The 25,788-nt window shown below is 72.4% G+C and carries 16 protein-coding genes and 4 pseudogenes; 11 read left to right on the top strand and 9 right to left on the bottom strand.

What is annotated here, in order from left to right; genetic code table 11:
• The first annotated feature begins 79 nt into the window (after positions 1-79).
• Positions 80-4,747: a glutamate synthase large subunit gene (gene gltB, locus FHU28_RS25180; protein ID WP_184686874.1), complete on the top strand. Its 4,668-nt coding sequence runs from the start codon at positions 80-82 to the stop codon at positions 4,745-4,747.
• Positions 4,740-6,245: a glutamate synthase subunit beta gene (locus FHU28_RS25175; protein ID WP_184686873.1), complete on the top strand. Its 1,506-nt coding sequence runs from the start codon at positions 4,740-4,742 to the stop codon at positions 6,243-6,245. Before gltB ends, FHU28_RS25175 begins: the two co-directional genes overlap by 8 nt.
• A gap of 47 nt (positions 6,246-6,292) precedes the next feature.
• Here FHU28_RS25175 and FHU28_RS25170 read toward each other — a convergent pair whose 3' ends face one another.
• Positions 6,293-6,811 (bottom strand): SRPBCC family protein, encoded by a 519-nt coding sequence (locus FHU28_RS25170; RefSeq protein WP_184686872.1) that lies wholly within the window; start codon positions 6,809-6,811, stop codon positions 6,293-6,295.
• A 62-nt stretch (positions 6,812-6,873) separates the two neighbouring features.
• Positions 6,874-8,409, bottom strand: a complete 1,536-nt coding sequence (locus FHU28_RS25165) for a M1 family metallopeptidase (RefSeq protein ID WP_184686871.1) — start codon at positions 8,407-8,409, stop codon at positions 6,874-6,876.
• A 196-nt stretch (positions 8,410-8,605) separates the two neighbouring features.
• Here FHU28_RS25165 and FHU28_RS25160 point away from each other — a divergent pair, with 196 nt between their 5' ends.
• Positions 8,606-9,391, top strand: coding sequence for an SGNH/GDSL hydrolase family protein (locus FHU28_RS25160; protein WP_184686870.1), 786 nt, complete (start codon positions 8,606-8,608; stop codon positions 9,389-9,391).
• A gap of 63 nt (positions 9,392-9,454) precedes the next feature.
• On the opposite strand, the gene FHU28_RS25155 is transcribed toward FHU28_RS25160, so the two are convergent.
• The gene (locus FHU28_RS25155) at positions 9,455-10,909 is read right to left on the bottom strand and encodes an MFS transporter (RefSeq protein WP_184686869.1); all 1,455 of its coding nucleotides are present in this window, start codon (positions 10,907-10,909) and stop codon (positions 9,455-9,457) included.
• 277 nt (positions 10,910-11,186) lie between these two features.
• Between FHU28_RS25155 and FHU28_RS25150 the strand changes: the two genes are divergently transcribed.
• On the top strand, positions 11,187-11,768 hold the full coding sequence (locus FHU28_RS25150) for a TetR/AcrR family transcriptional regulator (RefSeq protein ID WP_184686868.1): 582 nt from the start codon (positions 11,187-11,189) through the stop codon (positions 11,766-11,768).
• A gap of 113 nt (positions 11,769-11,881) precedes the next feature.
• Here the strand turns inward: FHU28_RS25150 and FHU28_RS25145 are convergent, their stop codons facing one another.
• The 3 genes and pseudogenes from FHU28_RS25145 to FHU28_RS25135 form a co-directional block, all read right to left on the bottom strand.
• The gene (locus FHU28_RS25145) at positions 11,882-12,463 is read right to left on the bottom strand and encodes a Fic/DOC family protein (RefSeq protein WP_116507375.1); all 582 of its coding nucleotides are present in this window, start codon (positions 12,461-12,463) and stop codon (positions 11,882-11,884) included.
• Positions 12,460-13,047, bottom strand: coding sequence for a Panacea domain-containing protein (locus FHU28_RS25140; protein ID WP_116507373.1), 588 nt, complete (start codon positions 13,045-13,047; stop codon positions 12,460-12,462). The genes FHU28_RS25145 and FHU28_RS25140 overlap by 4 nt, the downstream gene beginning before the upstream one ends.
• A gap of 156 nt (positions 13,048-13,203) precedes the next feature.
• Positions 13,204-14,547, bottom strand: a pseudogene (locus FHU28_RS25135) (alkaline phosphatase PhoX).
• Positions 14,548-14,964: 417 nt separating this feature from the next.
• Here FHU28_RS25135 and FHU28_RS25130 point away from each other — a divergent pair.
• Both FHU28_RS25130 and FHU28_RS25125 read left to right on the top strand, forming a co-directional pair.
• Positions 14,965-15,746: pseudogene (locus tag FHU28_RS25130) on the top strand (transposase family protein).
• A gap of 213 nt (positions 15,747-15,959) precedes the next feature.
• A pseudogene (locus tag FHU28_RS25125) lies at positions 15,960-17,024 on the top strand (IS701 family transposase).
• A 506-nt stretch (positions 17,025-17,530) separates the two neighbouring features.
• Here FHU28_RS25125 and FHU28_RS25120 read toward each other — a convergent pair.
• Complete coding sequence (locus FHU28_RS25120) at positions 17,531-17,749, bottom strand: hypothetical protein (protein ID WP_184686867.1); 219 nt, start codon at positions 17,747-17,749, stop codon at positions 17,531-17,533.
• Between the two features lie 169 nt (positions 17,750-17,918).
• Positions 17,919-18,323, bottom strand: a complete 405-nt coding sequence (locus FHU28_RS25115; protein WP_184686866.1) for a transposase — start codon at positions 18,321-18,323, stop codon at positions 17,919-17,921.
• A gap of 17 nt (positions 18,324-18,340) precedes the next feature.
• On the opposite strand from FHU28_RS25115, the pseudogene FHU28_RS25110 reads away from it, so the two are divergent.
• From FHU28_RS25110 to FHU28_RS25090, 5 genes and pseudogenes are all read left to right on the top strand, one after another.
• Positions 18,341-18,638 (top strand): annotated as a pseudogene (locus tag FHU28_RS25110) (transposase family protein); the annotation flags it as partial.
• Positions 18,639-19,317: 679 nt separating this feature from the next.
• Positions 19,318-21,834, top strand: a complete 2,517-nt coding sequence (locus tag FHU28_RS25105) for an FtsK/SpoIIIE domain-containing protein (RefSeq protein ID WP_184686865.1) — start codon at positions 19,318-19,320, stop codon at positions 21,832-21,834.
• A gap of 58 nt (positions 21,835-21,892) precedes the next feature.
• The gene (locus FHU28_RS25100) at positions 21,893-22,699 is read left to right on the top strand and encodes a hypothetical protein (protein WP_184686864.1); all 807 of its coding nucleotides are present in this window, start codon (positions 21,893-21,895) and stop codon (positions 22,697-22,699) included.
• A gap of 164 nt (positions 22,700-22,863) precedes the next feature.
• The gene (locus FHU28_RS25095) at positions 22,864-23,127 is read left to right on the top strand and encodes a DUF6244 family protein (RefSeq protein WP_184686863.1); all 264 of its coding nucleotides are present in this window, start codon (positions 22,864-22,866) and stop codon (positions 23,125-23,127) included.
• A 169-nt stretch (positions 23,128-23,296) separates the two neighbouring features.
• Positions 23,297-24,100, top strand: a complete 804-nt coding sequence (locus FHU28_RS25090; protein WP_184686862.1) for a lipase family alpha/beta hydrolase — start codon at positions 23,297-23,299, stop codon at positions 24,098-24,100.
• Positions 24,101-24,152: 52 nt separating this feature from the next.
• Here FHU28_RS25090 and FHU28_RS25085 read toward each other — a convergent pair whose 3' ends face one another.
• Positions 24,153-25,745 (bottom strand): GMC family oxidoreductase, encoded by a 1,593-nt coding sequence (locus tag FHU28_RS25085; RefSeq protein WP_184686861.1) that lies wholly within the window; start codon positions 25,743-25,745, stop codon positions 24,153-24,155.
• Positions 25,746-25,788 lie beyond the last annotated feature (43 nt).

The following is a 25,788-nucleotide window of genomic DNA, read 5'->3' as shown; positions in this document are numbered from 1 at the left end:
CCTAACGTAGACTCAATAAACCGCAGAGGGCCGACGTCGTCCCCATCATGATCCATCCTGAGTGACGACAGGAGGCCCGGTGGCCTTTCCGTACCCTCACAGCCCGCAGTCGGCCCCACAGGCGACCGGGCTCTACGACCCCGCGTACGAGCACGACGCCTGCGGCGTGGCCTTCGTGGCCGACCTGTACGGGCGGCGCTCGCACCAGGTCGTCGCGAACGGCCTCGGGGCGCTGTGCCGGCTGGACCACCGGGGCGCCCGGGGCGCGGAGCACAACACCGGGGACGGCGCCGGCATCATGATCCAGGTGCCGGACGCGTTCCTGCGCGCCACCGTCGACTTCCCGCTGCCCCCGGCCGGCCAGTACGCCACCGGTCTGGTGTTCCTGCCCGACGACGACGCGGCCGAGATCCGCGCCCGCCAGGTGGTCGACAAGTACGCGCTGGTCGAGGGCGCCGACGTGCTCGGCTGGCGCGAGGTGCCGACCGACCCGTCCGGCCTGGGGGAGACGGCCCTCGCGGCGATGCCCCGGGTCCGGCAGCTCTTCCTCGCCGCGCACCGGCTGACCGACTCGCCCGCCGGCCCGGCCGGCTCCCCGCTGACCGGGCTCGACCTGGACCGGGTGGCGTTCTGCCTGCGCAAGCAGGTCGAGCGGGAGACCGCCGAGCGGGGCGTGCCGGCGTACTTCCCGTCGCTGTCCGGCCGCACCATGGTGTGGAAGGGCATGCTCACCCCGGACCAGCTCCCGGAGTTCTACCCGGAGCTGACCGACGAGCGGGTGGTCAGCGCCATCGCGCTGGTGCACTCCCGCTTCTCCACGAACACGTTTCCGTCCTGGCCGCTGGCGCACCCGTACCGGTTCATCGCGCACAACGGCGAGATCAACACGATCCGCGGCAACCGCAACTGGATGCAGGCCCGCGAGGCGCTGCTGCGCAGCCCGAACCTGCCCGGCAACATCCGCCGGGTCTTCCCGGTGTGCACCCCGGCGGCGTCCGACTCGGCGAACTTCGACGAGGTCCTGGAGCTGCTGCACCTGGCCGGGCGGAGCCTGCCGCACGCGGTGCTCATGATGATCCCCGAGGCGTGGGAGAACGACCCGGACATGCGCGCCGACAAGCGCGCGTTCTACCGCTTCCACGCCAGCCTGATGGAGCCGTGGGACGGCCCGGCCTCGGTGGCCTTCACCGACGGCGAGGTCGTCGGCGCGGTGCTCGACCGCAACGGGCTGCGCCCGGGCCGCTGGTGGCACACCGCCGACGGGCTGGTGGTGCTGGGCAGCGAGGCGGGCGTGCTCGACCTGGACCCGTCCACCGTGATCGCCAAGGGCCGGCTCCAGCCGGGCCGGATGTTCCTTGTCGACACCGTCAACGGCCGGATCGTCTCCGACGACGAGATCAAGACCGAGCTGGCCGCCGAGCAGCCGTACCAGGAGTGGCTGCACGCCGGCCTGATCGAGCTGGACGACCTGCCCGCCCGCGAGCACACCGTCTACACCCACGACTCGGTGCGCCGCCGCCAGCAGGTGTTCGGCTACACCGAGGAGGAGCTGAAGATCCTGCTCGGCCCGATGGCCCGCAGCGGCGCGGAACCGATCGGCTCGATGGGCACCGACACGCCGATCGCCCCGCTGTCCACCCGGCCGCGGCTGCTCTACGACTACTTCCATCAGCTCTTCGCGCAGGTCACCAACCCGCCGCTGGACGCCATCCGGGAGGAGCTGGTGACCAGCCTGGCGTCCACGATCGGGCCGGAGGGCAACCTGCTGGACCCGGGCCCGGCGAGCTGCCGGCAGATCGTGCTGCCGTACCCGGTGATCGACAACGACGAGCTGGCCAAGATCCTCTCCATCGACGAGGACGGCGACCTGCCCGGCTTCAAGGCGGTCCGGGTCTCCGGGCTCTACCGCCTGCGCGACGGCGGCGCCGGCATCAAGGCCCGGCTGACCGAGATCTGCCGGCACGTCTCCGAGGCGATCGAGGACGGCGTGCGCATCCTGGTGCTCTCCGACCGGGACTCCAACGCCGACCTGGCCCCGATCCCGTCGCTGCTGCTCACCGCCGCGGTGCACCAGCACCTGGTCCGCGAGCAGACCCGTACCCAGGTGGCGCTGGTCGTCGAGTCCGGCGACTGCCGCGAGGTGCACCACGCGGCAGTGCTGATCGGGTACGGCGCGGCGGCGGTCAACCCGTACCTGGCCTTCGAGTCGGTCGAGGACATGATCTCCACCGGCGTGCTGGCCGGCGTCGACCGGGTCAAGGCGGTCCGCAACTACGTCAAGGCGCTCGGCAAGGGCGTCCTGAAGATCATGTCCAAGATGGGCATCTCGACAGTGTCGTCGTACTGCGGGGCGCAGGTCTTCGAGGCGGTCGGCCTGGAGACCCGCCTGGTCGACAGGTACTTCCGGGGCACGCCGAGCACCATCGGCGGCATCGGGCTGGCCGAGATCCACGCCGAGGTGGCGGCCCGGCACGCGCGGGCCTGGCCGGCGCCGGGCGCGCAGGCGGACGACCGGCTGGACGTCGGCGGCGAGTACCAGTGGCGCCGCGAGGGCGAGCTGCACCTGTTCAACCCGGAGACCGTCTTCCTGCTCCAGCACGCCACCCGCAGCCGCCAGTACGACGTGTTCCGGCAGTACACCGCCAAGGTCGACGAGCTGGCCGCGAAGGCGGGCTCGCTGCGCGGGCTGTTCACGCTGCGCACCGGCGTACGCCCGGCGGTGCCGCTGGACGAGGTCGAGCCGGCCACCGAGATCGTGAAGCGTTTCGCCACCGGCGCCATGTCGTACGGGTCGATCTCGGCGGAGGCGCACGAGACGCTCGCCATCGCGATGAACAGGCTCGGCGGCAAGTCCAACACCGGCGAGGGTGGCGAGGACGTCGAGCGGCTGCACGACCCGGCGCGCCGCTCCGCGGTCAAGCAGATCGCCAGCGGCCGCTTCGGCGTGACAAGCGAATACCTGGTCAACGCCGACGACCTCCAGATCAAGATGGCGCAGGGCGCGAAGCCCGGCGAGGGCGGGCAGCTTCCCGGCAACAAGGTCTGGCCGTGGATCGCCCGGACCCGGCACGCCACCCCTGGCGTCGGCCTGATCTCCCCGCCGCCGCACCACGACATCTACTCCATCGAGGACCTGGCCCAGCTCGTCCACGACCTGAAGTGCGTCAACCCGGCCGCCCGGGTGCACGTGAAGCTGGTCAGCGAGGTGGGCGTGGGCACCGTCGCGGCCGGCGTGGCCAAGCTCAAGGCCGACGTCATCCTGATCTCCGGGCACGACGGCGGCACCGGCGCGTCCCCGCTGAACTCGCTCAAGCACGCCGGCACCCCGTGGGAGCTGGGCCTGGCCGAGGCGCAGCAGACGCTGCTGCTCAACAAGCTGCGCGACCGGGTCACCGTGCAGGTCGACGGCCAGCTCAAGACCGGCCGGGACGTGCTGATCGCCGCGCTGCTCGGCGCCGAGGAGTTCGGGTTCGCCACCGCGCCGCTCATCGTCGAGGGCTGCGTGATGATGCGCGTGTGCCACCTGGACACCTGTCCGGTCGGCATCGCCACTCAGAACCCGGTGCTGCGCGAGCGCTTCACCGGCCGGCCCGAGTTCGTGGAGAACTTCTTCCTCTTCCTCGCCGAGGAGGTCCGCGGCTACCTGGCCGAGCTGGGCTTCCGCAGCATCGACGAGGCGATCGGTCACACCGAGCTGCTCGACGTGGTCGGCGCGATCGACCACTGGAAGGGCCACGGGCTCGACCTGAGCCGCGTGCTGCACCTGCCCGAACTGCCCGAGGGCGCGGCCCGGCGCGGTGTCCGCGCCCAGGACCACGGCCTCGACGCGGCGCTGGACAACCGGCTCATCGAGCTGGCCGGGCCGGCGCTGCGCGACAGTAGCCCGGTCCGGGTCGAGGTCGAGGTGCGCAACGAGCACCGCAGCGTCGGCGCGATGCTCGGCGGCGAGGTGACCCGCCGCTTCGGCGGCGCCGGGCTGCCCGACGACACCGTCGAGTTCCTGCTGCGCGGCACCGCCGGCCAGTCGTTCGGCGCGTTCCTGCCGCGTGGGGTCACGCTGCGCCTGCACGGCGACGCCAACGACTACGTCGGCAAGGGACTGTCCGGCGGGCGCATCGTGGTCCGGCCGGACACCGTCGCGCCGTTCGTCGGCGTGGACGCCGCGCCCGGCCGCCGGGCCGAGGACCAGATCATCGCCGGCAACACCATCCTGTACGGCGCGACCGGTGGCGAGGTCTACCTGCGCGGCCGGGTGGGGGAGCGGTTCGCGGTGCGCAACTCCGGCGCGGTCGCGGTGGTCGAGGGCCTCGGCGACCACGGCTGCGAGTACATGACCGGCGGCATCGTCGTGGTGCTCGGGCCGACCGGGCGCAACTTCGCCGCCGGCATGTCCGGCGGCACCGCCTTCGTGCACCGGCTCGACCGGCGACTGGTGAACACCGAGCTGGTCGACCTGTCGCCGCTGCGCGACGAGGAACGCGACCGGCTGCACGAGCTGGTCCAGCGGCACTTCGCCGAGACGGACTCGGCGGTCGCCGAGGACCTGCTCAAGCGCTGGCCGCAGGCGGTGGAGGAGTTCACCGCAGTGGTGCCCCGCGACTATCGCCGGGTCATGGAGATCATGCGGGCCGCCGAAGCCGCCGGCCGAGACGTCGACGACGCGGTGATGAGTGCGCTCAGCGTGCCGTCGGCCGCGCCGGTACCGCCCGCGCCCCGGGTGGTCGCCCAGGAGGTGGCTCGTGCCTGACCCGAACGGTTTCCTGCGTTACGACCGGCGGCTGCCCGCCCGGCGTCCGGTCCCGGTGCGGATCTCCGACTGGCGGGAGGTGTACCCGCCGGCCGGCGAGGAGCTGATCCGCGAGCAGGCCACCCGGTGCATGGACTGCGGCATCCCGTTCTGCCACGACGGCTGCCCGCTGGGCAACCGCATCCCGGACTGGAACGACCTGGTCCGCACCGGCAACTGGGACGCGGCGGTGGAGTCGCTGCACGCCACGAACAACTTCCCCGAGTTCACCGGCCGGCTCTGCCCGGCGCCGTGCGAGGCGGCCTGCGTGCTCGGCCTGGGCGGCCAGCAGCCGGTCACCATCAAGCAGGTCGAGGTGGAGATCGCCGACGCCGCGGTGGCCCGCGACGGCCTGCGGCCCCGGCCCGCATCAGTCCCCACCGGCCGGTCGGTGGCGGTGGTCGGCTCCGGCCCGGCCGGGCTGGCCGCCGCGCAGCAGCTCGCCCGCGCCGGTCACACGGTCACCGTTTACGAGCGCGACGACGCGATCGGCGGGCTGCTCCGCTACGGCATCCCCGACTTCAAGCTGGAGAAGCAGCACATCGACAAGCGGCTGGCCCAGCTCACCGCCGAGGGCGTGCGGTTCCGTACCGGCGTCGAGGTCGGCGTCGACGTGACCGCCGAGCAGTTGCGCGCCGAGCACGACGCGGTGCTGCTGGCCTGCGGCGCGTTGCAGGGCCGGGACACCCCGGGGACGCCGGGCCGGGCGCTGCGCGGCGTCCATCAGGCGATGGCGCACCTGGTCGCCGCGAACCGGGTCGTGGCCGCCGCCGGGGAGGGGAAGCCCGCCCTGGCCACGCTGCCCGACGGCACGCCGATCGACGCCGCCGGCAAGCACGTGGTGATCATCGGTGGTGGCGACACCGCCGCGGACTGCCTCGGCGTGGCGCACCGGCAGGGCACGGCGGGCGTACACCAGCTCGACCTCTACCCGCAGCCGCCGTCGGAACGGGACGCGGAGCGCGACCCGTGGCCGACCTGGCCGTGGGTGCTGCGCAACTACCCGGCGCACGAGGAGGGCGGCGACCGGGTCTTCGCGGTCGCCGTGCAGGAGTTCGTGGACGACGGCACCGGCCAGGTCCGCGCGGTCCGGATCGCCGAGGTGACAGTGGAGAAGGTGGACGGTCGCCGCATCGTCACCGCGCTGCCCGGCTCCGAGCGGGAGATCCCGGCCGACCTGGTACTGCTCGCCATCGGCTTCGAGGGCACCGAGGAGCAGCCGCTGCTGGCGCAGTTCGGGGTGTCCCGCAACGGCCGGGGCGCGATCGACGCCCGCGGAGACTGGCAGGCCGCCGACGGCGTCTTCGTCGCCGGTGACATGCACCGGGGCGCGTCGCTGATCGTCTGGGCGATCGCCGAGGGACGCGCCGCCGCGGCGGCGATCCACACGTACCTGGGTGGGGTGGGCGACCTGCCCGCCCCGGTCGACCCGGCCCGCCAGCCGCTCGCCGCCAGGTGAAAGGAAGGGCCCCCTCTTAACGCCTCGGGTAGAGGAGGGGGCCCTTCTTAACTATTCACCGGACCGCGGGCCCGGCCGTGGCTCACCGTCCGGGCCAGCCGGCGCAGGACGCGTACCCGCGCCGGCCATCGCCTCGGCGCGGGCCGAGCCAGCCCGAGGCTGACCACAGCGGTGTCGAGGCTGTCCTCCACCAGCGCGTCGTGCAGCGGACGGAAGAACAGCGGCCAGCTCACCCGCGCGGACCCGTGCGCGGTCATCACCAGCTGGTGGCGCAGCAGACACCCGTCGCCGATCCCGGGCAGCACCTCGAACTCGTGGTGGCCGCGGAAGCCGGCCGGGGCGAGGAACCGGAAGCGGACGTACGCGCCGGGCCGGTAGTCCTGCACGGTGTAGCGGACCGGCCCGTGGCCGCCGGTGGCACCGATCCCCAACGGCCGGTCCAGGCGCATGGCCGGCCAGCGCCGCGGCGGCCAGAGGCGGTCCTCCGGCCCGGCCAGCGAGTCGATCAGCGCCCCGGCCGCCGAAGCCGGCACCGGCAGGTGTCGTTCATGGACGTTGCGTATCACCGGTCTCCTCCTCGGACGAACCGGGCCGGCCCGCCGGAAGCGGACCGGCCCGGACGACACAGTCAGCGGCCGAGCAGGTCGTGCGCCGCGCGGATCTTCGTCCACGAGGCCGGCTGCGCCGGTGCGGCGCTCGTCCGCGCGGCGGCGGCCACGTCGGGCCGGCCGGGCGTGAACAGCCAGGTGGTGAACACCGCGTCGAGGTCCCGCCCGGAGATCCGCTCGGCGAGCGCCTGGAACTGCGCGACGGTGCCGTTGCCGTACTGACGCTTGGCGGTCCAGGCACGCAGGATGCGGAAGAACGCGGCGTCGCCGACGGCGAGGCGGATCTGGTGCAGCGCCATCGCGCCCCGGTCGTAGACGGCGTCGTCGAAGATCCCGCTCGGGCCCGGGTCGCCGGGGCGCACCTGCCAGAACTCGGAGTCGGCCGGGTAGCTGTCGTAGGTGAAGTCGAACAACTCCTGCGCGGTGCCCTCGCCCTGCTCCTCGGACCAGAGCCACTCGGCGTACGAGGCGAAGCCCTCGTTGAGCCAGATGTGCCGCCAGTCCGCCACCGACACCGAGTCGCCGAACCACTGGTGGGCGTTCTCGTGCACCACGACGTACGGGTTGGCGCCGCGCCGCCAGAAGCCGGGGCCGTACACCGGGCGGGTCTGCGTCTCCAGCGCGAAGCCGATGCCGTCGACCGGCCCGGCCACGCCGCCCTGCGCCTCGAACGGGTACGGGCCGAACAGCCCGCTCTCCCAGTCGACGATCTCGGCGGTGCGTTCGATGCTGGCCCGCGCGGCGGGCAGGCGCTCGCCCAGCGTGGTGCTGTACGCGTTCACCACCGGCTGCCCGTTCGGCGCGACGTCGGTGACGATCTCGTACTGCCCGATGGCCAGGAACGCCTGGTACGTGGCGCCGGGTTTCACGCTGCGCCAGCTCCACCGGGTGCGGTTGCCGGCCTCGGGCAGCGGGTCACGCGGCTGCACGCCGTTGCTGATCACCTCGACGCCGGTCGGCACCGAGACCGAGATGTCCCAGGTGGCCTTGTCCTTCGGGTGGTCGTTGCTCGGGTACCACCACCAGGCCGACTCGGGCTCGTTGACGGCGAGCGCCCCGTCGGCGGTACGCGTCCACGCGGTGTAGCCGTAGACGGTGGTCTGCGACGGCACGCCGGCGTACTTCACCACGACGGTGAGCTGCTGTCCCTTTGTCAGCGGCCGGGCCGGGGTGACGACCAGCTCGTGGTCGCCGGTGCGGGCGAAGCCGGCGACCCAGCCGTTCACGCGCACCGACTCGACGTCGAGGAGGAAGTCCAGGTTGAACCGGGACAGGTCCTTGGTGGCGGTGGCCAGGATCGTGGTGGTGCCGCTGAGCCGGTCGGTGGCCGGCTCGTAGCGCAGCCGGATGTCGTAGTGCCCGACGTCGTAGCCACCGTTGCCGTAGTCGGGGAAGTAGCTGTCGCCCAGGCCGGGGCCACCCGGGGTCGGGGTGGCCGCCGCGGGTTGCGGCCGTCCCGATCCGGCCGGGGCGGCCTGGGCGGGCGCGCCGGTCACTGTGGTGCCGGCCGCGGTGAGGGTCAGGGCGGCGATGGCCGCCGTGAGTGCGCGTCGCACGGGGGACTCCCTCCGTCGGGTGTCGTCACCGCCAAGCTAATCGACACATGTGAACGCATCTGTCCCGTCCGGCCGATCTCGGCTATTCAATTTTTGCGAATGTTTCGATAGCATTACCGACCAGTAACAGCACCGATCCCTCGGCCACGCGCGCGGTCAACGGGCTCCACCACCCCTGCCCCGTGGAGGCTCTGTCATGTCCCGTCGCGTCCGTACCGCGCTCGCCGCCGTCCTGGCGGCCGTCCTCGGCGCCGTGCTCCTGCCCGGCGCCGCCCGGGCGGCCACCGTCAACTACGTCGCCCTCGGCGACTCCTACTCCTCCGGGGTCGGCGCCAGCCCGTACGACCTGTCCACCTGCCTGCGCAGCCAGAAGTCGTACGCCCCCCTGTGGGCCGCCGCCCACTCGGTCACCAGCTTCAAGTTCCCGGCCTGCGGCGGCGCGGTCACCGCCGACGTGCTGAACAACCAGGTCGGCCAGCTCAGCACCAGCACCACGCTGGTCACCATCACCATCGGCGGCAACGACGCCGGTTTCGCCGACGTGATGACCAGTTGCCGCTTCGGCAGCACGTCCAGCTGCGAGAGCGCGGTGAACGAGTCCAAGGCGTTCACCACCGCGACGCTGCCCGGCCGGCTCGACGCCACGTACACCGCGATCCGCAACCGGGCCCCGAACGCCCGTCTGGTGGTGCTCGGCTACCCGCGGCTGTTCGAGACCGGCTCCTGTGGACTGCTCGCCATGAGCAGCTACAAGCGCACCATCCTCAACCAGGCCGCCGACACGCTCAACGGCGTCATCGCCGGCCGGGCCGCCGCCGCCGGGGGCACGTTCGTCGACGCGCGGCCGTTCTTCGCCGGGCACGGCGTGTGCGCCGCCGACCCGTGGATCCGTGACGTCAGCGGCGTCATCGAGGCGTACCACCCGAACGCCAGCGGCTACCGCTACGGCTACCTGGCCGCGCTGACCGCAGCGATCGGCTGACCGGCACGGCGAAGCCCCGCCCGGCACCGCCGGGCGGGGCTTCCGTCTGCGTACCCCATGGGGTCAGCGGGCCGGGACCAGCTCCGCCGCCGGCGTCAGGTCCGCCGTCGCCGGCCCGATCCGCCGCCGCGGCCGGCGACGGCGGCCGGATGGTACGGCGAGCGCGGCCAGTGCCGCGGCCACCGAGATGCCGGTGAGCAGCAGGAAGCCCGCCGTGAAACCGGCCTCCCGGGGCAGCCCGCTCGGCTGCGGATTCGCGGTGATCACCGCGCTGGCGAGCGCCGCGCCGATCGCGCCGCCGATGGTACGGATGTTGGCGTTCATGCCGGTCGCCGCGCCGGTCTGCCCGGCCGGCACGTTCGCCACGATCAGGTTGGCCATCGAGGCGAACGCCAGCCCGATGCCGAGGCCGACCAGGCCACCGGCGATCCCGACCTGCCAGCGGGTGTCGTGCGCGACTGTCAGCATGGCGGCGGCCGCCACGTTGAACACTGCGCCGGTGCACAGCTGCGCCTTGGCGCTGAACCGGGACTGCAGGCGCCCGGCCAGCAGGCCGGCCACGAACATGCCGACGAGCATCGGCAGCATCAGCAGCCCGGCCTGGGTGATGCTGGCGCCGAAGCCGTAGCCGGCGCTGGTCGGGATCTGCGCGAACTGCGGCACGAACGCGTAGACGGCGAACATCGAGGCGCCGTAGAGCAACCCGACGAGGTTCGTGGTCCACACCGCCGGCAGGCGCATCATCCGCAGGTCGATCAGCGGGTTCGCGGCCCGGGCCTCGGTCGCCAGCCAGGCGACCGCGAGCAGCGCGGCCAGCGCCAGCAGCCCGACCACCCGGCCGGAGCCCCAACCCCACGCGGCGCCCTTGCTGACCGGCAGCAGCAGCGCCACCAGCCAGCCGGACAGGAGTACGGCGCTGAGCCAGTTGATCCGGCCCGGGGTGCGTACCGGTGAGCGCGGCACGAACCGGTGCGCGGCGAGCGCGGTCAGCCCGACCACCACCAGCGGGATCCAGAACAGCCACCGGTAGCCCAGCGTGGCCACGATCGGCCCGGCCAAGACCACGCCCAGCCCGCCGCCGACGGCGACGACCGCGGAGATCGAGGCCACCGCCGAGCTGACCCGGGCGGCCGGGAACTCGTCGCGGATGATGCCGAACGACAGCGGGAAGACGGCGCCGCCGACGCCCTGCACCACGCGGGCGGCGATCAGCACGCCGATGCTGGGGGCGACGGCCGCCAGCAGGCAGCCCAGCGCGAGCGCGGCGAGCGAGAAGACGAGCGTCTTCTCCTTGCCGACCATGTCGCCGATGCGGCCGACGATCGGCGTGAAGACGGACGCGGAGAGCAGGTACGCGGTGAGCACCCAGGTCACCGTGCTCGGCGAGGTGTGCAGGTCGTGCTGGATGGTGGGCAGCACCGGCGTGATCAGCGACTGGAGCATCGCGAAGAATCCGGTGCCGGCGGCCAGCACGAGGAAGGTGAGCCGGCGCGAGCCGCGCCGGGACGAGTGGATCATGTGGGAGGACTCCCCGTTCTCGGTACGAGACTGGTGGCCGCTCGCGCGGTCGTGCGGCGGTGGCGGCCGGGTGGCGCGGGTGCTCAGCGGTCGGCGGGCATGGTGGGACCTCCCCGGGTTCGTGTCGGGGCGCGAGGATCGCGTGGCCGGACGGGCGGCCGGAAGTCCGGAGTAAGCTATCCGGAGGGGTGGCTCCGGTCAGTAACCGGAGGCGCGCCTCCATTAACCTAGCGGAGGGTTGCCTCCGGTTGCAAGACGGAGAGGGGTGGCGCGCGTCATGACCGACGCCGACGTGCCCGGTGAGGTCTTCTCCCGCCGCCCGAAGCGGGCCGACGCCCGCCGCAACTACGACGCGCTCATCGCCGCCGCCCGCGAGGTCTTCGGCGAGCACGGCGCGGGCGCGTCGCTGGAGGAGATCGCCCGCCGGGCCGGCGTGGGCATCGGCACGCTCTACCGCAACTTCCCCCACCGGCGGGACCTGTTCGAGGCGGTCTACGTCGAGGAGGTGCGTGCGCTCAGCGCCTCCGCCGCCGACCTGGCCGACGAGCCGCCGTGGGACGCCCTGGTCGGCTGGCTGCACCGGTTCGTCGCCTACGTGGCCACCAAGCGGGCGCTGGCCGAGGAACTGGTGCACGACTCCGAGGTCTTCCGCAGCTGCCGCACCGAGATCTACGCGACCGGCGAGCCGCTGCTGCGCCGTGCCCAGGAGGCCGGGGCCGCCCGGCCGGACGCCGGGTTCGACGACGTGATCCGGCTGATCAGCGGGCTGGCCGCGTACCAGTTCCCGGACCCGGCGCAGCGCGACCGCGTCCTGGCCATCGCGCTGGACGGCCTGCGCCCGCCGGCCGGCGTGACCTGATACGTCTCGTCGCCCGGCAATCTGTCGACGTAACGCATCAAGGGCTGCTCCGCGCGGGAGGAAGTGGCGGGCGCGGCCGTATCCCTCCATGATCCATGACTGAGGAGCGTGGCTCAGCTGATCCGCCGGACGACCGGATCGAGCGCTGCCGTCAGGAGGTCCGTCTCGCCGGTGTTCAGGTGCTGGACGCATGCGGCGATGTTGTCCGCCGCATCGAGTTCCGACCAGTCGAGCAGGTAGCCGGCCGCGGCGCCGAGCTGGCGCAGGAAGGCGCGCAGGGTCCGTCCGTTGCCCTCCCGGAACGGATGGCAGACGTTCAGCTCCCCGTAGTAGTGGGCGAGTGACTCGACGAACGCCTCGCGCCTCAACCCGAGCAGGAAACCGTCCTCGGACAGTCCGGTGAGGACGGTACTCACCTGGTCGTCGATGAACCGCCAGTGGCAGAAACGGGCCCCGGGCTTGCTGATGTCGACCGTACGGGTCTGACCCGCCCACTTATACAGGTCACCGAAGAGATGGCGGTGGAACGCCTGGAGGTGACCCAAACCGTAGTTGCCAGGGATGATGGTCCGAGCGGCCTGCACGTCCCGGATCGAGACGAGGCGAAACTCGGCGTCGCGTAGGGCGGCGGCATCCCTCAGGCCCAACTTGTTGGCCAGGCAATCCGTACCCGGCCAGCAGTACGGATCGGTCATCCGCGCAGGCGGGCGATCTCTTCGGCGATCAGATCCTCAGCGCTCACCAGACCCGAGGCCACGTCGCGAAGGCGCTCCTGCCACTCCTCGTCGAACTCCTCGCCCTCGATCGCGGCGTTCGCAGTGGCCAGGGCGACAGCCGTTTCTGTGCTCGCCATCTGCCTCGCGTAGTAGGTCCGCATCAGGTCGGTGTCGAGAGGTTCGGAGGAACTGGCGGACTCGGGCAGTGCCCCCCGAGCAGCTCGCCAGGGCAGCTCGTTGTGCGTCATGGTAGACAACTCGGCCGCCGAGAATTTTCCGTACTCGCGGGTGACCCAGCGGATACAGCCGAGCTGGGCGTCCGTGAGCCGGGAGGCATCCCCGAGCGGCCAATCCGACACGTAGAGCTGCTGGCGGTGCTGCCGGTAGAGCAGGGGAACGACAGGGCCTTCCCGCCAGGCCTCGATCGGCTCGGCGAACAGCGGTGCTCCGGTGCGGGCCAGGTGCCACCCCTGGCAGTAGTAGACGAGCTTCTCCAGCTTCATCGCCGTGACGCGGCCGACCTCGGCGAGCACTGCCGCGGCAACGTCGTGTGCGTTGGCCATCGGGGGACACCTCCTTCTTCGGCCCTGCTCAGAGCGTACCGATGATGCGCCTGGCCAGGCGACCCGCGGAGCTGTGTCGAATGGGACGTCCGCCGCATACCGGCACTGCCCGGCCGGCGGCTCCCGAGCGAGAACCGCCGGCCGCTCACCGTCCCGTCAGCGGTGCCCGTTGCCCGGCCGCCCCCACGGCCCGCTGATCGCGAACACGTACCCCGGCGACTGGATGTTGGCGAACAACGTCCTCCCGTCCGCGCTGAACGTCGGCCCGGTGAACTCGCTGTCGTTCAGCTCGTTGCGAGCCAGCGGATACGCCTTGCCCTGCTCGGTGACGCCGACCAGGTGCGACACGCCCTCGCCGTCCTCGGCCAGGATCACCCCGCCGTACGGCGACACGGTGATGTTGTCCGGCCCGTCGTAGTTGCCGTTGTCGGCCTCCGGGTCGGTGTTCACCCCGAAGATGGTCTTCAACGTGACGGTCTGCCGGCGCGGGTCGTAGAACCACACCTGCCCGTCGTGCTCGTTGGCGCTGCCGTCGTCGTGCCGGGCGTAGCTGGCCACGAAGTACGCGCCGCCGTCGCCCCACCACGCGCCCTCCAGCTTGCGGCTGCGGGTCACCTCCGCGTCGGTGAACTGCTTGCGTACGGACACGGTGCGGGCGTCGCGGTCGGGTACCTCGACCCACTCCACCCGGTAGCGGGTGCCGGGCGTGGTGGCCTCGGACAGGTCGGCCACGTGGCCGTCGCCGCGCAGGCAGCGCATCGCCGCGAGGCTGCCGGCGGTGCCGCCGTCGGGTCACTGGGCGAGCGCCCGCAGCGCGCCCTTGCCGGCCCGGAAGCCGGGCGGCGGCGTCCACCGGAAGTACAGGCCGTTGGGCCCGCTCGCGTCCTCGGTCAGGTAGATCGAGTGCGTGTACGGGTCGACCGCGACCGCCTCGTGCGAGTAGCGCCCGAGGAACGTCAGCGGCACCGGGTCGGTGTTGGCGGACCGGTCGTGCGGGTCGACCTCGAAGACGTACCCGTGGTCCTTCAGATACCGACCACCGGCCCGCTGCTCGGTCTCCTAGCAGGTCAGCCACGTGCCCCACGGGGTGATGCCACCGGCGCAGTTGTTGTGCGTGCCGGCCACGCTGACGTACTCGCGCAGCCGCCGCCCGTGCCGGTCCACCTCGATGGTGGTGGTGCCGCCGCGGGCGCCCGGGTCGTAGGTGAGACCTGCCAGCGCCGGCACCGGGTACGGCTCGTCGCCGCCGATCTCGTGGTTGTTCACCAGCACCGAGCCGCGCGGGCCGCGGAAGCAGCCGGTGCCGTCGGCGTCGCTGGGGGTGGGCTGCCCGGACTCCAGCAGCGTCGCGCCCGCCTGCGCGACCACCGTGTACGAGAAACCGGGCGGCAGCGCCAGCAGGCCGGCCGGGTCCGGCACCAGGTCGCCGTAGCCGACGGCGGGACGGCACGCGGGCCGGGCCGCGGCCGGGCCGGCGATCGCCTCCAGGCTGCCGGCCACCACGATGCCGAGCCCGCCGGCCACGCCGCCGCGCAGCAGGGACCGCCGGGGAAGAGGTGAGGTCACGTCGTCGCCTTCCTGTGCGCACGATTGCCTGGAGGAAGGCAAGCGGGGCCGGGGGAACGGCGGGCGGCGCGCCGGTCCGCCGCCGGGTGAACAGTGGACGAATCCCGGGATGGCGGTCGGCGTATCGTGACGGGATGTGCCAATGCAATGCGGCCTCCTGCAAGCGATCTGTGCACTGTTCCGAGGTCGGCAGCGGGCCGGGGTCTGGCAGCAGATCGTCACCAATGAGCCTTTTCCAACCTGATCTTGCAGGTCAGCCCGGGTTGGCAGGGGGTGTCGAGCGATGAGGGTGAGGCTCCAGGTAGGACAGCAAATCGACCAAAACCCGATGCCCCGACCGGGAGCCTCGCCATGCTGTCCTACCCTGCCGCGATTCCGTTGTCCAGCCGGACCTTGAACCACCTCGCCGACCGCATCCGCAGCTACCGCCAGCAGCGCAGATCCCGATGGCGGCGACTGAACCCCGGCCATCAGGCTCTGCTGGTCCTGGCCCACCTGCGCAATGGCGACACCTACACCCGCCTCGCCGCCGGCTTCGACATCGGGATCTCCACCGCCTGGCGCTACGTCCAGAAGCAATCGCCCTGCTCAGCTCGGCCGCCGACGACCTGGACACCGCGATGCGGCGCATCCGGTTGCTGGCGTACGCGATCCTGGACGGCACGCTGATCCCGATCGACCGGGTCGCTGACCAGAAGCCGTACTACTGCGGCAAGCACAAGCGTCACGGGGTGAACGTCCAGGTCATCGCGGATGTGGTCGGGCGGCTCGTCTGGGCCTCGGCCGCGCTGCCCGGCTCGACCCACGACCTGACCGCCGCCCGCACCCACGGCATCATCGACGCCTTGACCAGCGCCGACGTGATGACCTTCGCCGACAAGGGTTATCAAGGGGCTCGTGGCAGCGTGCGTACCCCGTTCAAACGGCGCCGATTCCGGCCGAAGCTGTCACGCCGGCAGAAGCCAGGCAACCGGGCCCACGCAAGGATCCGCGCCTGCGGCGAGCGCGCGATCGCCACCCTCAAATCCTGGAAGGTCCTGGCCAAACTGCGCTGCTGCCCGCGCCGCGCGACCGCGATCGTGCAGGCCATCCTCGTCCTGCACCACGTCGAAGCCAACCGCTACGCAGGATGAAAAACGCTCACTGAAATGCGCTTCGAGGTACTGCTTAGTACTCCAGCCGCACTTTCATGATTTAGATTTTCGGCAGCTCATCGAGATGATCGGCGCGTGGGTGGCGTCGTCCGTGTAGCTGCGCGTGTCGATGCTATTCGGGCGATGGATCAGTCGATCGCACTCTCTGTCTGTTGTGGTCGTTCAGTGGGCGGGCAGGCTCTCGGGCTTGTGTTGATCGATGAAATCGTGGGCTGGCGGGCGGGTCTGGATGATCTGTTGGCGCGGTTCGCGCACCGCTTCGGGCGCGCAGAGCCGCGCCGGCAGGCGCTGACTTACCTGGTGGGGTTATTGTCACCTCTGGCGGCCAAGAACGGCTGGACCTTGGCTGAGGCCGCCGGTGATGCGACGCCGGACCGGATGCAGCGGCTGCTCAACCGGTCAGCGTGGGACCCGGACGCGGTCCGCGACGACCTGTTTGCCTACGTGTCCGAGCACCTCGGACACGACGACGGGGTGCTGATCGTCGACGAGACCGGCTTCCTGAAGAAGGGCGTGAAATCGGCGGGCGTGCAGCGTCAGTACTCGGGCACGGCCGGGCGGACGGAGAACTGCCAGCTCGGGGTGTTCCTTGCCTATGCCAGCCCGGTCGGGCGCACGCTGATCGACCGGGAGTTGTATCTGCCCCGCGGCTGGTGCGACGACCCTGCCAGCTGTGTCGGAGCCGGCATCGAGACGACCCTCGGGTTTGCCACGAAGCCCGCGCTGGGCCTGCGGATGCTCGAACGCGCTATTACCGCCGGCCTGCCGGCGAGGTGGGTCACCGCCGACGAGGCATACGGACAGGACTCCAAGTTCCGGGCCTGGCTGCAGCAGCAGCGCATTGGTTGAGTCCTGGCCGTGCCCCGCCACCAGCGGGTCCCCACTGCAGCGGGCAGTTCCCGTCCCGACGTCCTGGCCGCCAACGCGCCCGCCCTGGCATGGAAGCGCCGCAGCTGCGGCGACGGCGCCAAAGGGCCACGACTCTACGCGAGTGAGACCCTCGACGAGGATCTGATCCGGATCGCCGGGACCCGGTGGGCGGTCGAGGAGTGCTTCCAGACCGCCAAGAACGAGGTCGGCCTGGACCACTACCAGGTGCGTCGGTACGACGCCTGGTACCGTCGCATAACGCTCGTTCTGTGCGCCCACGCCTACCTCGCCGTCACCGCCGCGCAGGCCAAAAAGGGGGCACTGAATCCGATGACGGCCTCACTCCGCTCACCCTCGGCGAGGTCCGCCGTCTCCTGGCACACCTGATCACCGCCATCCGACCCTTCGACCACTTCCATCGATGGTCACGATGGCGACGCCGACACCAGTATCGCGCCAAAAGAGCCCACTACCAGCGAAGACTCCGGCTTCGTCAGGTGCGGCTGGAGTATTAGGCTGTAGTGGCCGCCAGTGGATGTTCGTTGTTGAGTTTCCTGGCCTGCAGTTCTGCCAAGAGTGTGCCAGTCGTATATGATACCCAGGAAAGTGGTGGCATTAACAGGTTTCAGGGGGTCGCTGCCGGAATTTCCAGGGCGAGCTTCGGCCTCGATGGGGAATGGAAGCGATATTGCAGTTCCCGAAGAACTGTACCTGGCCTGGCCTGGCCTGGCGGAGGCGGTGCCGCGCGTAATGTTGAGGTGGATTTCTCCGGGCCTTGTGCGGAGGAATTGTTGTTTTGCGATGAGCGCCGCTCGAGCCTCCGTTTGCGCCACTGTATCGGTCACTCGTGGAGGGAGACGTGCCAGGCTCGTCCTCCCTCCACGAGCTTACGGCTAGCTGTGCTTCGCGACGAGCGCGATCCTACCGTCCGACATGGGGTGGCATGACGCTTCGGACCAGTCATCGAAGGGGTTCAGGTTTAGCTGTGCCGCATGGCTCGTGCAGGCCTGCGATTGATACTTCGTGTAGTAGCCCACAGTCATGAAGGCGCCATGGTCGGCTAGGGCAGGCGATGCCGAAACGGCGATCGCGGCCGCAGTCATGGCGGTCACGGTGGCGATTCTGCTTAGTGCAGAAGGTGTGCGCATATTTGCCCTCCTCGTTGTTGTGGCTAAACAATATGGTTCAACTTCTATGAGTGCAAGGCGTTGGGTGTATTGACTTTCCAAGTGGCTGCCGCTAACCGCCGCGGCTCGACAGTCCAATTACCTTGAGGATGAGTTACGTCGTCCGGCCGCGGCGTTGGTGCTCGACTCGGATCGCACACGATCCCTGAGTGCGTGTTTGAGATGGGGTTGATTGGGTCCAGGTGAAGGTCCGGCGGGCTTGCCGGCGTGCTGGTTGGCCGCGGGTGATGCGGCGGGTCATGCCGGCGATCGCGGCCCAGCGGATGAGGGCTGCGGAGACGGCAGGTTGGCGCTCGTAGTCGCGGGCGAGCCGGCGGCAGGCGGTGAGCCAGGCCAGGGTGCGTTCGGCGACCCAGCGGCGTGGGTGGACAGCGAAGCCGCGTTGGTCGGCGGGTTTGCGGACGATCTGCAGCGTGGTGCGCAGGGTGTCGCGGGTCCAGTCGATCAAGCGGCCGGTGAAGCCCTGGTCGGCGAAGACGTGCCGGATCGGGGTGAGCATGTAGGCGCTGAGTAGGGCTGGACGCCCTGACCAGCGCCGACGTGATGACCTTCTCGGACAAGGGCTATCAAGGCACCCATGGCAGCGATGCGCACCCCGTTCAAGCGGCGCCGCTTCCGGCCGAAGCTGTCACGCCGGCAGAAGACGGTCAACCGGGCCCACGCGGAGATCCGCGCCCGCGGCGAACGCGCGATCGCCACACTCAAGACCTGGAGAATCCTGGTCAAGCTGCGCTGGTGCCCACGCCGAGCGACCGCGATCGTGCAGGCCATCCTCGTCCTGCACCACGTCGAGACCGACCGCTACGCAGGATGAAAATGGCTCACTGGAGATCACTCGGCAGGCCTGGTTCGCGAGCAGAGGCGCCCACCAATGCCTAACCGAGTGACCCGACGGCTGCGGATAAGCATCGACACGATGACCGCAGCCATGGCCGACACGAACGCGGCAGGCCGGTCAGCGTGGCAATCCCGACGGCCTCATACAGAGAGCTTCGGGCGATCGCGGTCTGCGCCATCCCGGCCGCCGATCGATCCCGGGAGACGGCAGACTCTCCGGCGGCCATCAACACCAGCCGAGCCCGCTGCTACATGCTTGGGCAGGAGCCTTGGACGATCGCGTCGGCCGCCTGCGGCGAGACGTCCTCGCCGAGAAGCGCCAACGGGGCAACGACAGACCTGTTTCACTTCGGCCCCCTCTACACCACAGACACGTTACGTCAGCATCACAGACTGCCGGCCACCACGATGCCGAGCCCGCCGGCCGCGCCGCCGCGCAGCAGGGACCGCCGGGAAAGAGGTGAGGAGGTCACGTCGTCGCCTTCCTGTGCGCCACGATTGCCTGGAGGAAGGCAAGCGGGGCCGGGGGAACGGCGGGCGGCGCGCCCGCCCGCCGCCGGTGAACAGTGGACGAATCCCCGGTGCGGAGCGCCACGTGCCGCTGTGGTGCGCGTCCGTTAGGGTTCCCTCGATCGCATGACGTCGGAGGGCGGACGGTGGGAAGACTCGCTTCGGCGTACCGGCAGGCGGTCGATCGGCACCGGCGGGCCCTGCGCCACTGGGAAGCGGCCCGGCACCTGCTCGGCGCCGCCGGTCCGGCGCCGGTCGGCAGCCCCGAACTTGTCGCGCGGCTGGCCCGCCTCGGCGGTGAGCTGGCCGCCGCGGTGCCCGGCACCGCCCGGGTCGCGACCCACCCCGTTCCGGTACGCCTCGGCGCGGCGACCACTGTCGACGGCGCGTTCCCGGTGCTCGTGCCGGTGGGGGCGGGCGCGCACCTGGCGCTCGATCAGGACGCCCGCGACCCGCGCGTCGGCGAGCTGCTGCGGGCGGTGGTGGTGCGGCTGCTGACCGCCGCTCCGGCCGGGACGATCCGGGTCGTCGGCATCGACCAGGCCGCCTTCGGCGCGGCGTTCCTGCCGCTGCGCCCGCTGCACGACGCCGGGGTGCTCGCCGCGGCGGCGACCACCGAGGCGGAGACGACGGCCCTGCTCGACGCGGCCGAGCGGCACGCGCGTACCGCCCAGCGATCCGCGCCGGAGGACCGGGAGCTGCTGGTGGTGGTCGCCGCGTCCGCGCCGCCGCCCCGGGAGCTGGCCCGGCTCGCAGCGCTCACCCACGCCGGCCCCGCAGCGGCGGTCTGTGTGCTGCTGGCCGGTCACCCGGCCGCCGGCCCGAGCGCCGCGCCGCCGCTCGGCGCCACCACCCAGCTGCGGATCACCGAGCGGTACACGCTCGTCGGTGACCCGCCCGGCCGCCCGTTCAGCGCCGACGGCAGCGGGCTGGCCGCGCCGGTGGTGCTCGACGGCGACCCGTCGCACGCCGCGGTGACCGCGCTGGCCCGCCGGTACGCCGAGGCCGCCGACCAGGACGGCGTCACGTTCGCCGACCTGCTGCCGGCGCAGCGCTGGGCCGGGTCCGCCGCCTCCGGCCTGCGTACCGTGCTCGGCCGGGCCGGCCGCCGCCCGCTGGCAGTGGCGTTCGACGACGCCACGCCGCACTGGCTGATCGGCGGGCGGACCGGCGCCGGCAAGACGGTGCTGCTGCTCGACGTGCTCTACGGGCTGGCCGCCCGCTACTCCCCGGCCGAGCTGCGGCTGATGCTGCTCGACTTCAAGGAAGGCGTGAGCTTCACCGAGTTCGTGCCCACCGACCGGGACCCGTCCTGGCTGCCGCACGCCGACGCGGTGGGCATCGAGTCCGACCGCGAGTACGGCGTGGCGGTGCTGCGCGAGCTGCGCGCCGAGCTGGGCCGCCGGGCCGACCTGCTCAAGCGGCACGGCGTCAGCCGGCTCGCCGACCTGCCGCCGAACGCCCGGCCGCCCCGGATCGTCACCGTGATCGACGAGTTCCACGTGCTGTTCGCCGGCAACGACGCGCTGGCCCGGCAGGCGGTCGACCTGATCGAGGAGCTGGCCCGCAAGGGCCGCTCGTACGGCCTGCACCTGGTGCTGGCCAGCCAGAGCACCACCGGGATCGAGGCGCTCTACGGCCGGGCCGAGGCCATCTTCGGCCAGTTCCCGCTGCGGATCGCGCTGCCCGGCGGGGACGCCGTGCTGGACCCGCGCAACGACTCCGCGCGCGGGCTCACCGTCGGCACAGCAGTGATCAACACCGCCGCCGGCGCGCCCGGCGCGGACGCGGAGGTGCGGTTCCCGGACGCGCACGCCGCCTCGGCCGACCTGGCGGCGCTGCGCCACGAGCTGCACGCGGCCCGCCCGGCCGGATCGCGCCCGCCGTCGGTCTTCCGGGGACACGAGACGCCCCGGCTCGCCGACGACCCCGCCTGGACCGCGCTGGTGCCCGGCGGCGACCCGCCGTACGCGCTCGTCGGCCGCGTGGTCGACGTCGCCGGCAGCCCGGCCGGATTCGCGCTCGACGCCAGCCCGGGCCGGCACCTGGCGGTGGTCGGCACCGCGGCGGTCGGCGCGGAGGTGCTCCGGTCGGCCGCGCTCTCCCTGGCCCGGCAGCACGCGCCCGGCACCGCCCGGTTCCTGTTCGCGCCGCTGGCGCCCGGCACCACAGACGCCGCCGACGACCTGGCCATGACGCTCGCCGCCGCCGGGCATCCGGTCCGCCGCCTGGACGCCGAGGCGCTGCGCGCCCAGCTCGCCGAGGCCGTCACCGCTGACGATCCGGCGTCCGGGCGCACGTACCTGGTGGTGTTCGGGATGGACGCCGCCGCCACGACGCTCGCCGCCTCCGACCCGGCGACGTTCCGCTCCGGGTACGACGACCTGCGCGCCGTGCTACGTCAGGGGCCCGCGCGCGGGGTGCACGTGCTCGGCTGGTGGCGCGGGCTGCGCCGGCTCGCCGAGGACCTGGGCGGCAGCGGGCAGCGCGACGACGTCACCGGGCTGGTCGCGCTCAACGTGCCCGCCGCCGACCTGGGCCTGCACCTCGGCGTGCACGACCTCGCGTACGTGCCGCGCGAGGGCCGCGCCCTGCTTGTCGACCGGCACGAGCACCGCACCGCGCTGATCGTGCCGTTCGCCGCCGGGAGCGACGTCACGTGAGCGCGAGGAGTGAGCCGGTCCTGCGAGCCCCGCAGTCGCGAACGGAAGACGGCCCAGCATGAGTGGATTCGACGAGTACGCGGCGCTGCTGCGGGAGCTGTCCACCCGGCAGCGGGGCGGGGAGCGGGAGATCGCCGCCGAGGCGGAGCGTCGCCGTGGTCTGCAGGCTGGCGTCGACAAGCTGGGGCAGCGGCTCGCCGCCCAGGGACAGCACCTGGACCGGCTGGGGCAGGCGATAGGCGTGCCGATGACCTCGGTACCGGCGGAGGCGCCGGTCGCTGTCGCCGCCGGACCGGCCGCGCCGGAGGCGGTGGCTTCGGCCGGCCCGGGCGGTGGGACGGGCGCCGGACCGGGGGACGGCGCGACCGGCGGCGCAGCCGCCGCGCCGGGGCAGGCGGGCGTCGGGGCGTACCCCTCTCCGGGTGTGCCCGCGCCGCGGGCGGGCGACCCGGCGGCGGAGCTGGCGGCGGCGGAGCGGCTCGCCGGGGAGGCCGACGGGTACGGGCAGCAGGCCGACGCGCTGGCGCGCACGCCGGTGCTGCTGCCGACCTGGTCGGCGCCGGCCCGGGCGGTCGCGGTGTACGGCGGCTGCGCGCTCGTCGGCTCGCTGCTGATGCTGGTCGCGCTCGTGGGGTCGCCGGTGCCGGTGGCCGGGCTGGACCTGGTGGCGGCGCTGTCCTGCGCCGGGGTGCCGCTGCTGTCCTTCGTGGCCGGTCAGGTCGTGCTGGCCCGCTGGGGCCGCCCCGCGCTGGCCGGCGGTGAGGCCACGACCGGGCGGTACGTGCCGCTGGGCTTCGTGATCTGCGCGCTGGTCTCCCCGTCCCTGTTCTGCGTCTACCTGCTCCTGTTCCGCCTCCTCCGCTGACCCGCCCTGCCCCGCCCCCGCCTCGCGCCGTCGATCATGGACTTGTGGCCCCTGAGGTGGGCTTGATGTGGCTTTTGCCGGGGCGGAAACTGCAAGATCGCGAAGGCGTGGAGGCGGGGGAGGGCGGTAGGCTCGCCGCGGGTGGGTGAGCTGGGGGAGGGCATGTGAGCGCGGCGGAGATCATCGCGAGGCTGGCGGCAGCGGCGCAGAAGCTGGACGAGGCCAAGGCGCGCACGGCTGCCGCGGCGCAGGACGCGGCGGAGGCGCGGGCGCTGGTGGCGGGCGCACTGGAGGGGGCCACGGCCGGGCCGCTGATCGGCGTCATCGACTCCTACCGGCAGGCGCTAACGCAGGCCGCGCAGGGCGGGGAGCCGGCCCGGCAGCACGTCCAGGAGACCATCGCGAAGGTCCAGGCACTGGGCAACTGAGGGCCGGCCCGGCTTGCCGGTTTGCGCGGAGGGCGCGACAAGGGTTACCGCCGCGTAACTTTTCATTGACGTGTGTGAAATCGGACACGCATCATCGTGTCCACGATCGATCGGATCCCACCCGTCCCCTCCCGGTCCGCCCGGGTGCCTCCCCCCGGAGGTGCAGCCCATGCTGCTCCGAACGATCCTGGCCGCCACCACCGCCGCCACCGTCCTGCTCGTCCCGGCCGCCGCCCAGGCGGCCGCCGCCGAACCCGCCGCCCCGTCGACGACGGCCACCGTCACCACCGCCGCGCAACGGGCCGCCGCCGCGGCCGCCGACCCGGTGATCGTGGTCGGCGGCCTGAGTGGAATCTCCATCGCGTACGAGCCGCTCGCCGCCCGGCTGCGCGCCGACGGCTACCGGGTCTCGATCTACCAGTTGCCGAACCTCGGCCTCGGCGACATCCGCGAGTCCGCCCGGGCGCTCTCGTCCTACGTGGACCGGGTCCGCGCCGCCACCGGGGCGGCCCGGGTCGACCTGGTCGGCCACTCCGAGGGCGGCCTGGTGAGCCGCTGGTACGTCAAGTACCTCGGCGGCGCCGCGACCGTCGACCAGTACGTCAGCCTCGGCAGCCCGCAGTACGGCACCTACGTCGCCAACCTGGTCGCCTTCCTCGGGCTGGGCAGCTGCGCCGGGGTGATCGCCTGCCAGCAGATGACGATCGGGTCGAGCTTCCTGGCCGACCTCAACGCCGGGGACGACACCCCCGGGCCGGTCCGCTGGGCCACCGTGCGCACCTGGCAGGACGAACTGGTCCGGCCGGTGGACAACGCGCTGCTCGCCGACGGCGCCACGAACGTCCTGGTGCAGGCGTGGTGCCCGCTGCGGGTCGTCGGCCACCTCGGGCTGGTGCTGGACGGCACCACGTACACGGTGGTGCGCCAGGTGCTCGCCGGCGCCCCGGTCCAGCCGAACTGCTTCGCGGTCTGAGGCACGTGCCGGGCCCGCCGCCGCGCGGGCCCGGCATCAACCGCCGCGACGGTCAGTTCGCGTCCCGCCCGGTGATCACGTCGGCGGCCCGCCAGGCCAGCGCGCTCACCGGGGCGCTGGTCCAGCCCGCCACCATCACCGGCAGCACCGACGCGTCGACCACCCGCAGCCCGTCGACGCCGCGTACCCGCAGCCGCGGGTCGACCACGTGGTCGTCGCCGTCGCCCATCGCGCAGGTGCCGATGGCGTGGTAACCGCAGTAGCCGCGCGCCACCGCCGCCTCGACGATCTCCGCGTCGGTGCGGACCGCCGGGCCGGGCACCGTCTCGGCCTTGATCCGCTTCGCGATCGGCCCGGTGCCGAAGAACTCCCGCATCCGGCGGAACAGGTCCGCCGCCACCCGCCGGTCGTGCTCAGTGGTGAGGTAGTTCGCCACGATGGCCGGCGGCGTACGTGGGTCCGCGTCGGTGATCGCCAGGCTTCCCTCGCTGTCCGGCCGGGTGACGGTGCCCAGGCACATCAGGCCCGGCTCCCGTTCCAGTTCGAGGGCCTTGCCGGGCCGCGGCGGCGCGGCGGAGAACGGCGCCATCAGCAGGTGCGCGTCCGGGCGGTCCAGGTCGGGCCGGGACTTGACGTGGGCCGCCACGTCGAGCACCGGCAGGGCGAGCGGGCCGCCCCGGGTGAGCAGCCAGCGCAGCGCCGCCCGGGCCTGCCCGAACGGGCTGCCGATGGTCATGTTGTGGCCGCCGGGCTCGGCGAGGCGGTACTGGAGCACCATCGACCGGTGCTCGCGCAGCCCTGCGCCGACCCGGGGCCGGTCGAGCAGCACCGGCACGCCCGCGGCGCGCAGCGTGTCCGCCGGTCCGATGCCGGAGACCTGCAACAGGTGCGGGGTCGCGAGGGCGCCCGCGGCGAGGATCACCTCCGCGGCCGCCCGGCGCTCGACCTCCCGGCCGTCGCGCGCCATCCGTACGCCGACCGCCCGGCCGCCCTCGACGAGCACCCGCAGCACGACGGCGCCGACCTCGACGGTCAGGTTGGGCCGGCGCCGTACCGGGTGCAGGAACGCGTCGGCGGCGCTGACCCGCCGTCCGTCGTGGATGGTCGCGGTGGGGTAGCCGATCCGCTCGTCGTCGTCGGCGTCCAGGTCGTCGGCCCGGCGCCAGCCCAGCTCGGCGCCGGTGGCCACCATCTCCTCGGCGAGGGGATCGGTGGCGGTGGCGATCGACAGCCGCACCGGGCCGCCCACGCCCCGGTGCGGCGCGGGACCCAGCGGGTGGTCCTCCAGCCGCGTGAACACCTGCCGCATGGCCGACCAGCCCCAGCCCAGCGGGTCGAGGGCGTCCCAGTCGCGGGCCGCGCCGCGGCTCCAGATCATGCCGTTGACCGACGTCGAGCCGCCGATCATCCGGCCGCGCTGCCAGATCTCCTCGCGGCCCGGCCCGGTGCCGGCCGGGTAGTGCCAGGCGGTGCGCTCGTCGTCCATCAGCCGGGAGAACGCCTTCGGCACCCGCACGTACGGGCTGCGGTCCCAGCCGCCCGCCTCCAGCAGCAGCACCCGCGTCCCCGGATCCTCGGTGAGCCGGTTGGCCAGCACGCATCCCGCCGCGCCGGCCCCCACGATGACGTAGTCGAACTCCTCCACAGCGGACCCCCACTCGCGAGAATCCTTCTGACGGTAGTTGTTC

The sequence above is a fragment of the Micromonospora echinospora genome (genome assembly GCF_014203425.1).
Taxonomy (GTDB): Bacteria; Actinomycetota; Actinomycetes; order Mycobacteriales; family Micromonosporaceae; genus Micromonospora; species Micromonospora echinospora_A.
This window is presented reverse-complemented; position numbering and strand designations above follow the sequence as displayed.

What these genes read in the sequence shown, in the direction of transcription:
- FHU28_RS25160 (WP_184686870.1), top strand. Translation starts at nt 8,606, where the DNA reads ATGTCCCGTCGCGTCCGTACCGCGCTCGCCGCCGTCCTGGCGGCCGTC.
- FHU28_RS25145 (WP_116507375.1), bottom strand. Translation starts at nt 12,463, where the DNA reads ATGACCGATCCGTACTGCTGGCCGGGTACGGATTGCCTGGCCAACAAG.
- FHU28_RS25150 (WP_184686868.1), top strand. Translation starts at nt 11,187, where the DNA reads ATGACCGACGCCGACGTGCCCGGTGAGGTCTTCTCCCGCCGCCCGAAG.
- FHU28_RS25140 (WP_116507373.1), bottom strand. Translation starts at nt 13,047, where the DNA reads ATGGCCAACGCACACGACGTTGCCGCGGCAGTGCTCGCCGAGGTCGGC.
- FHU28_RS25155 (WP_184686869.1), bottom strand. Translation starts at nt 10,909, where the DNA reads ATGATCCACTCGTCCCGGCGCGGCTCGCGCCGGCTCACCTTCCTCGTG.
- FHU28_RS25115 (WP_184686866.1), bottom strand. Translation starts at nt 18,323, where the DNA reads ATGCTCACCCCGATCCGGCACGTCTTCGCCGACCAGGGCTTCACCGGC.
- FHU28_RS25090 (WP_184686862.1), top strand. Translation starts at nt 23,297, where the DNA reads ATGCTGCTCCGAACGATCCTGGCCGCCACCACCGCCGCCACCGTCCTG.
- FHU28_RS25100 (WP_184686864.1), top strand. Translation starts at nt 21,893, where the DNA reads ATGAGTGGATTCGACGAGTACGCGGCGCTGCTGCGGGAGCTGTCCACC.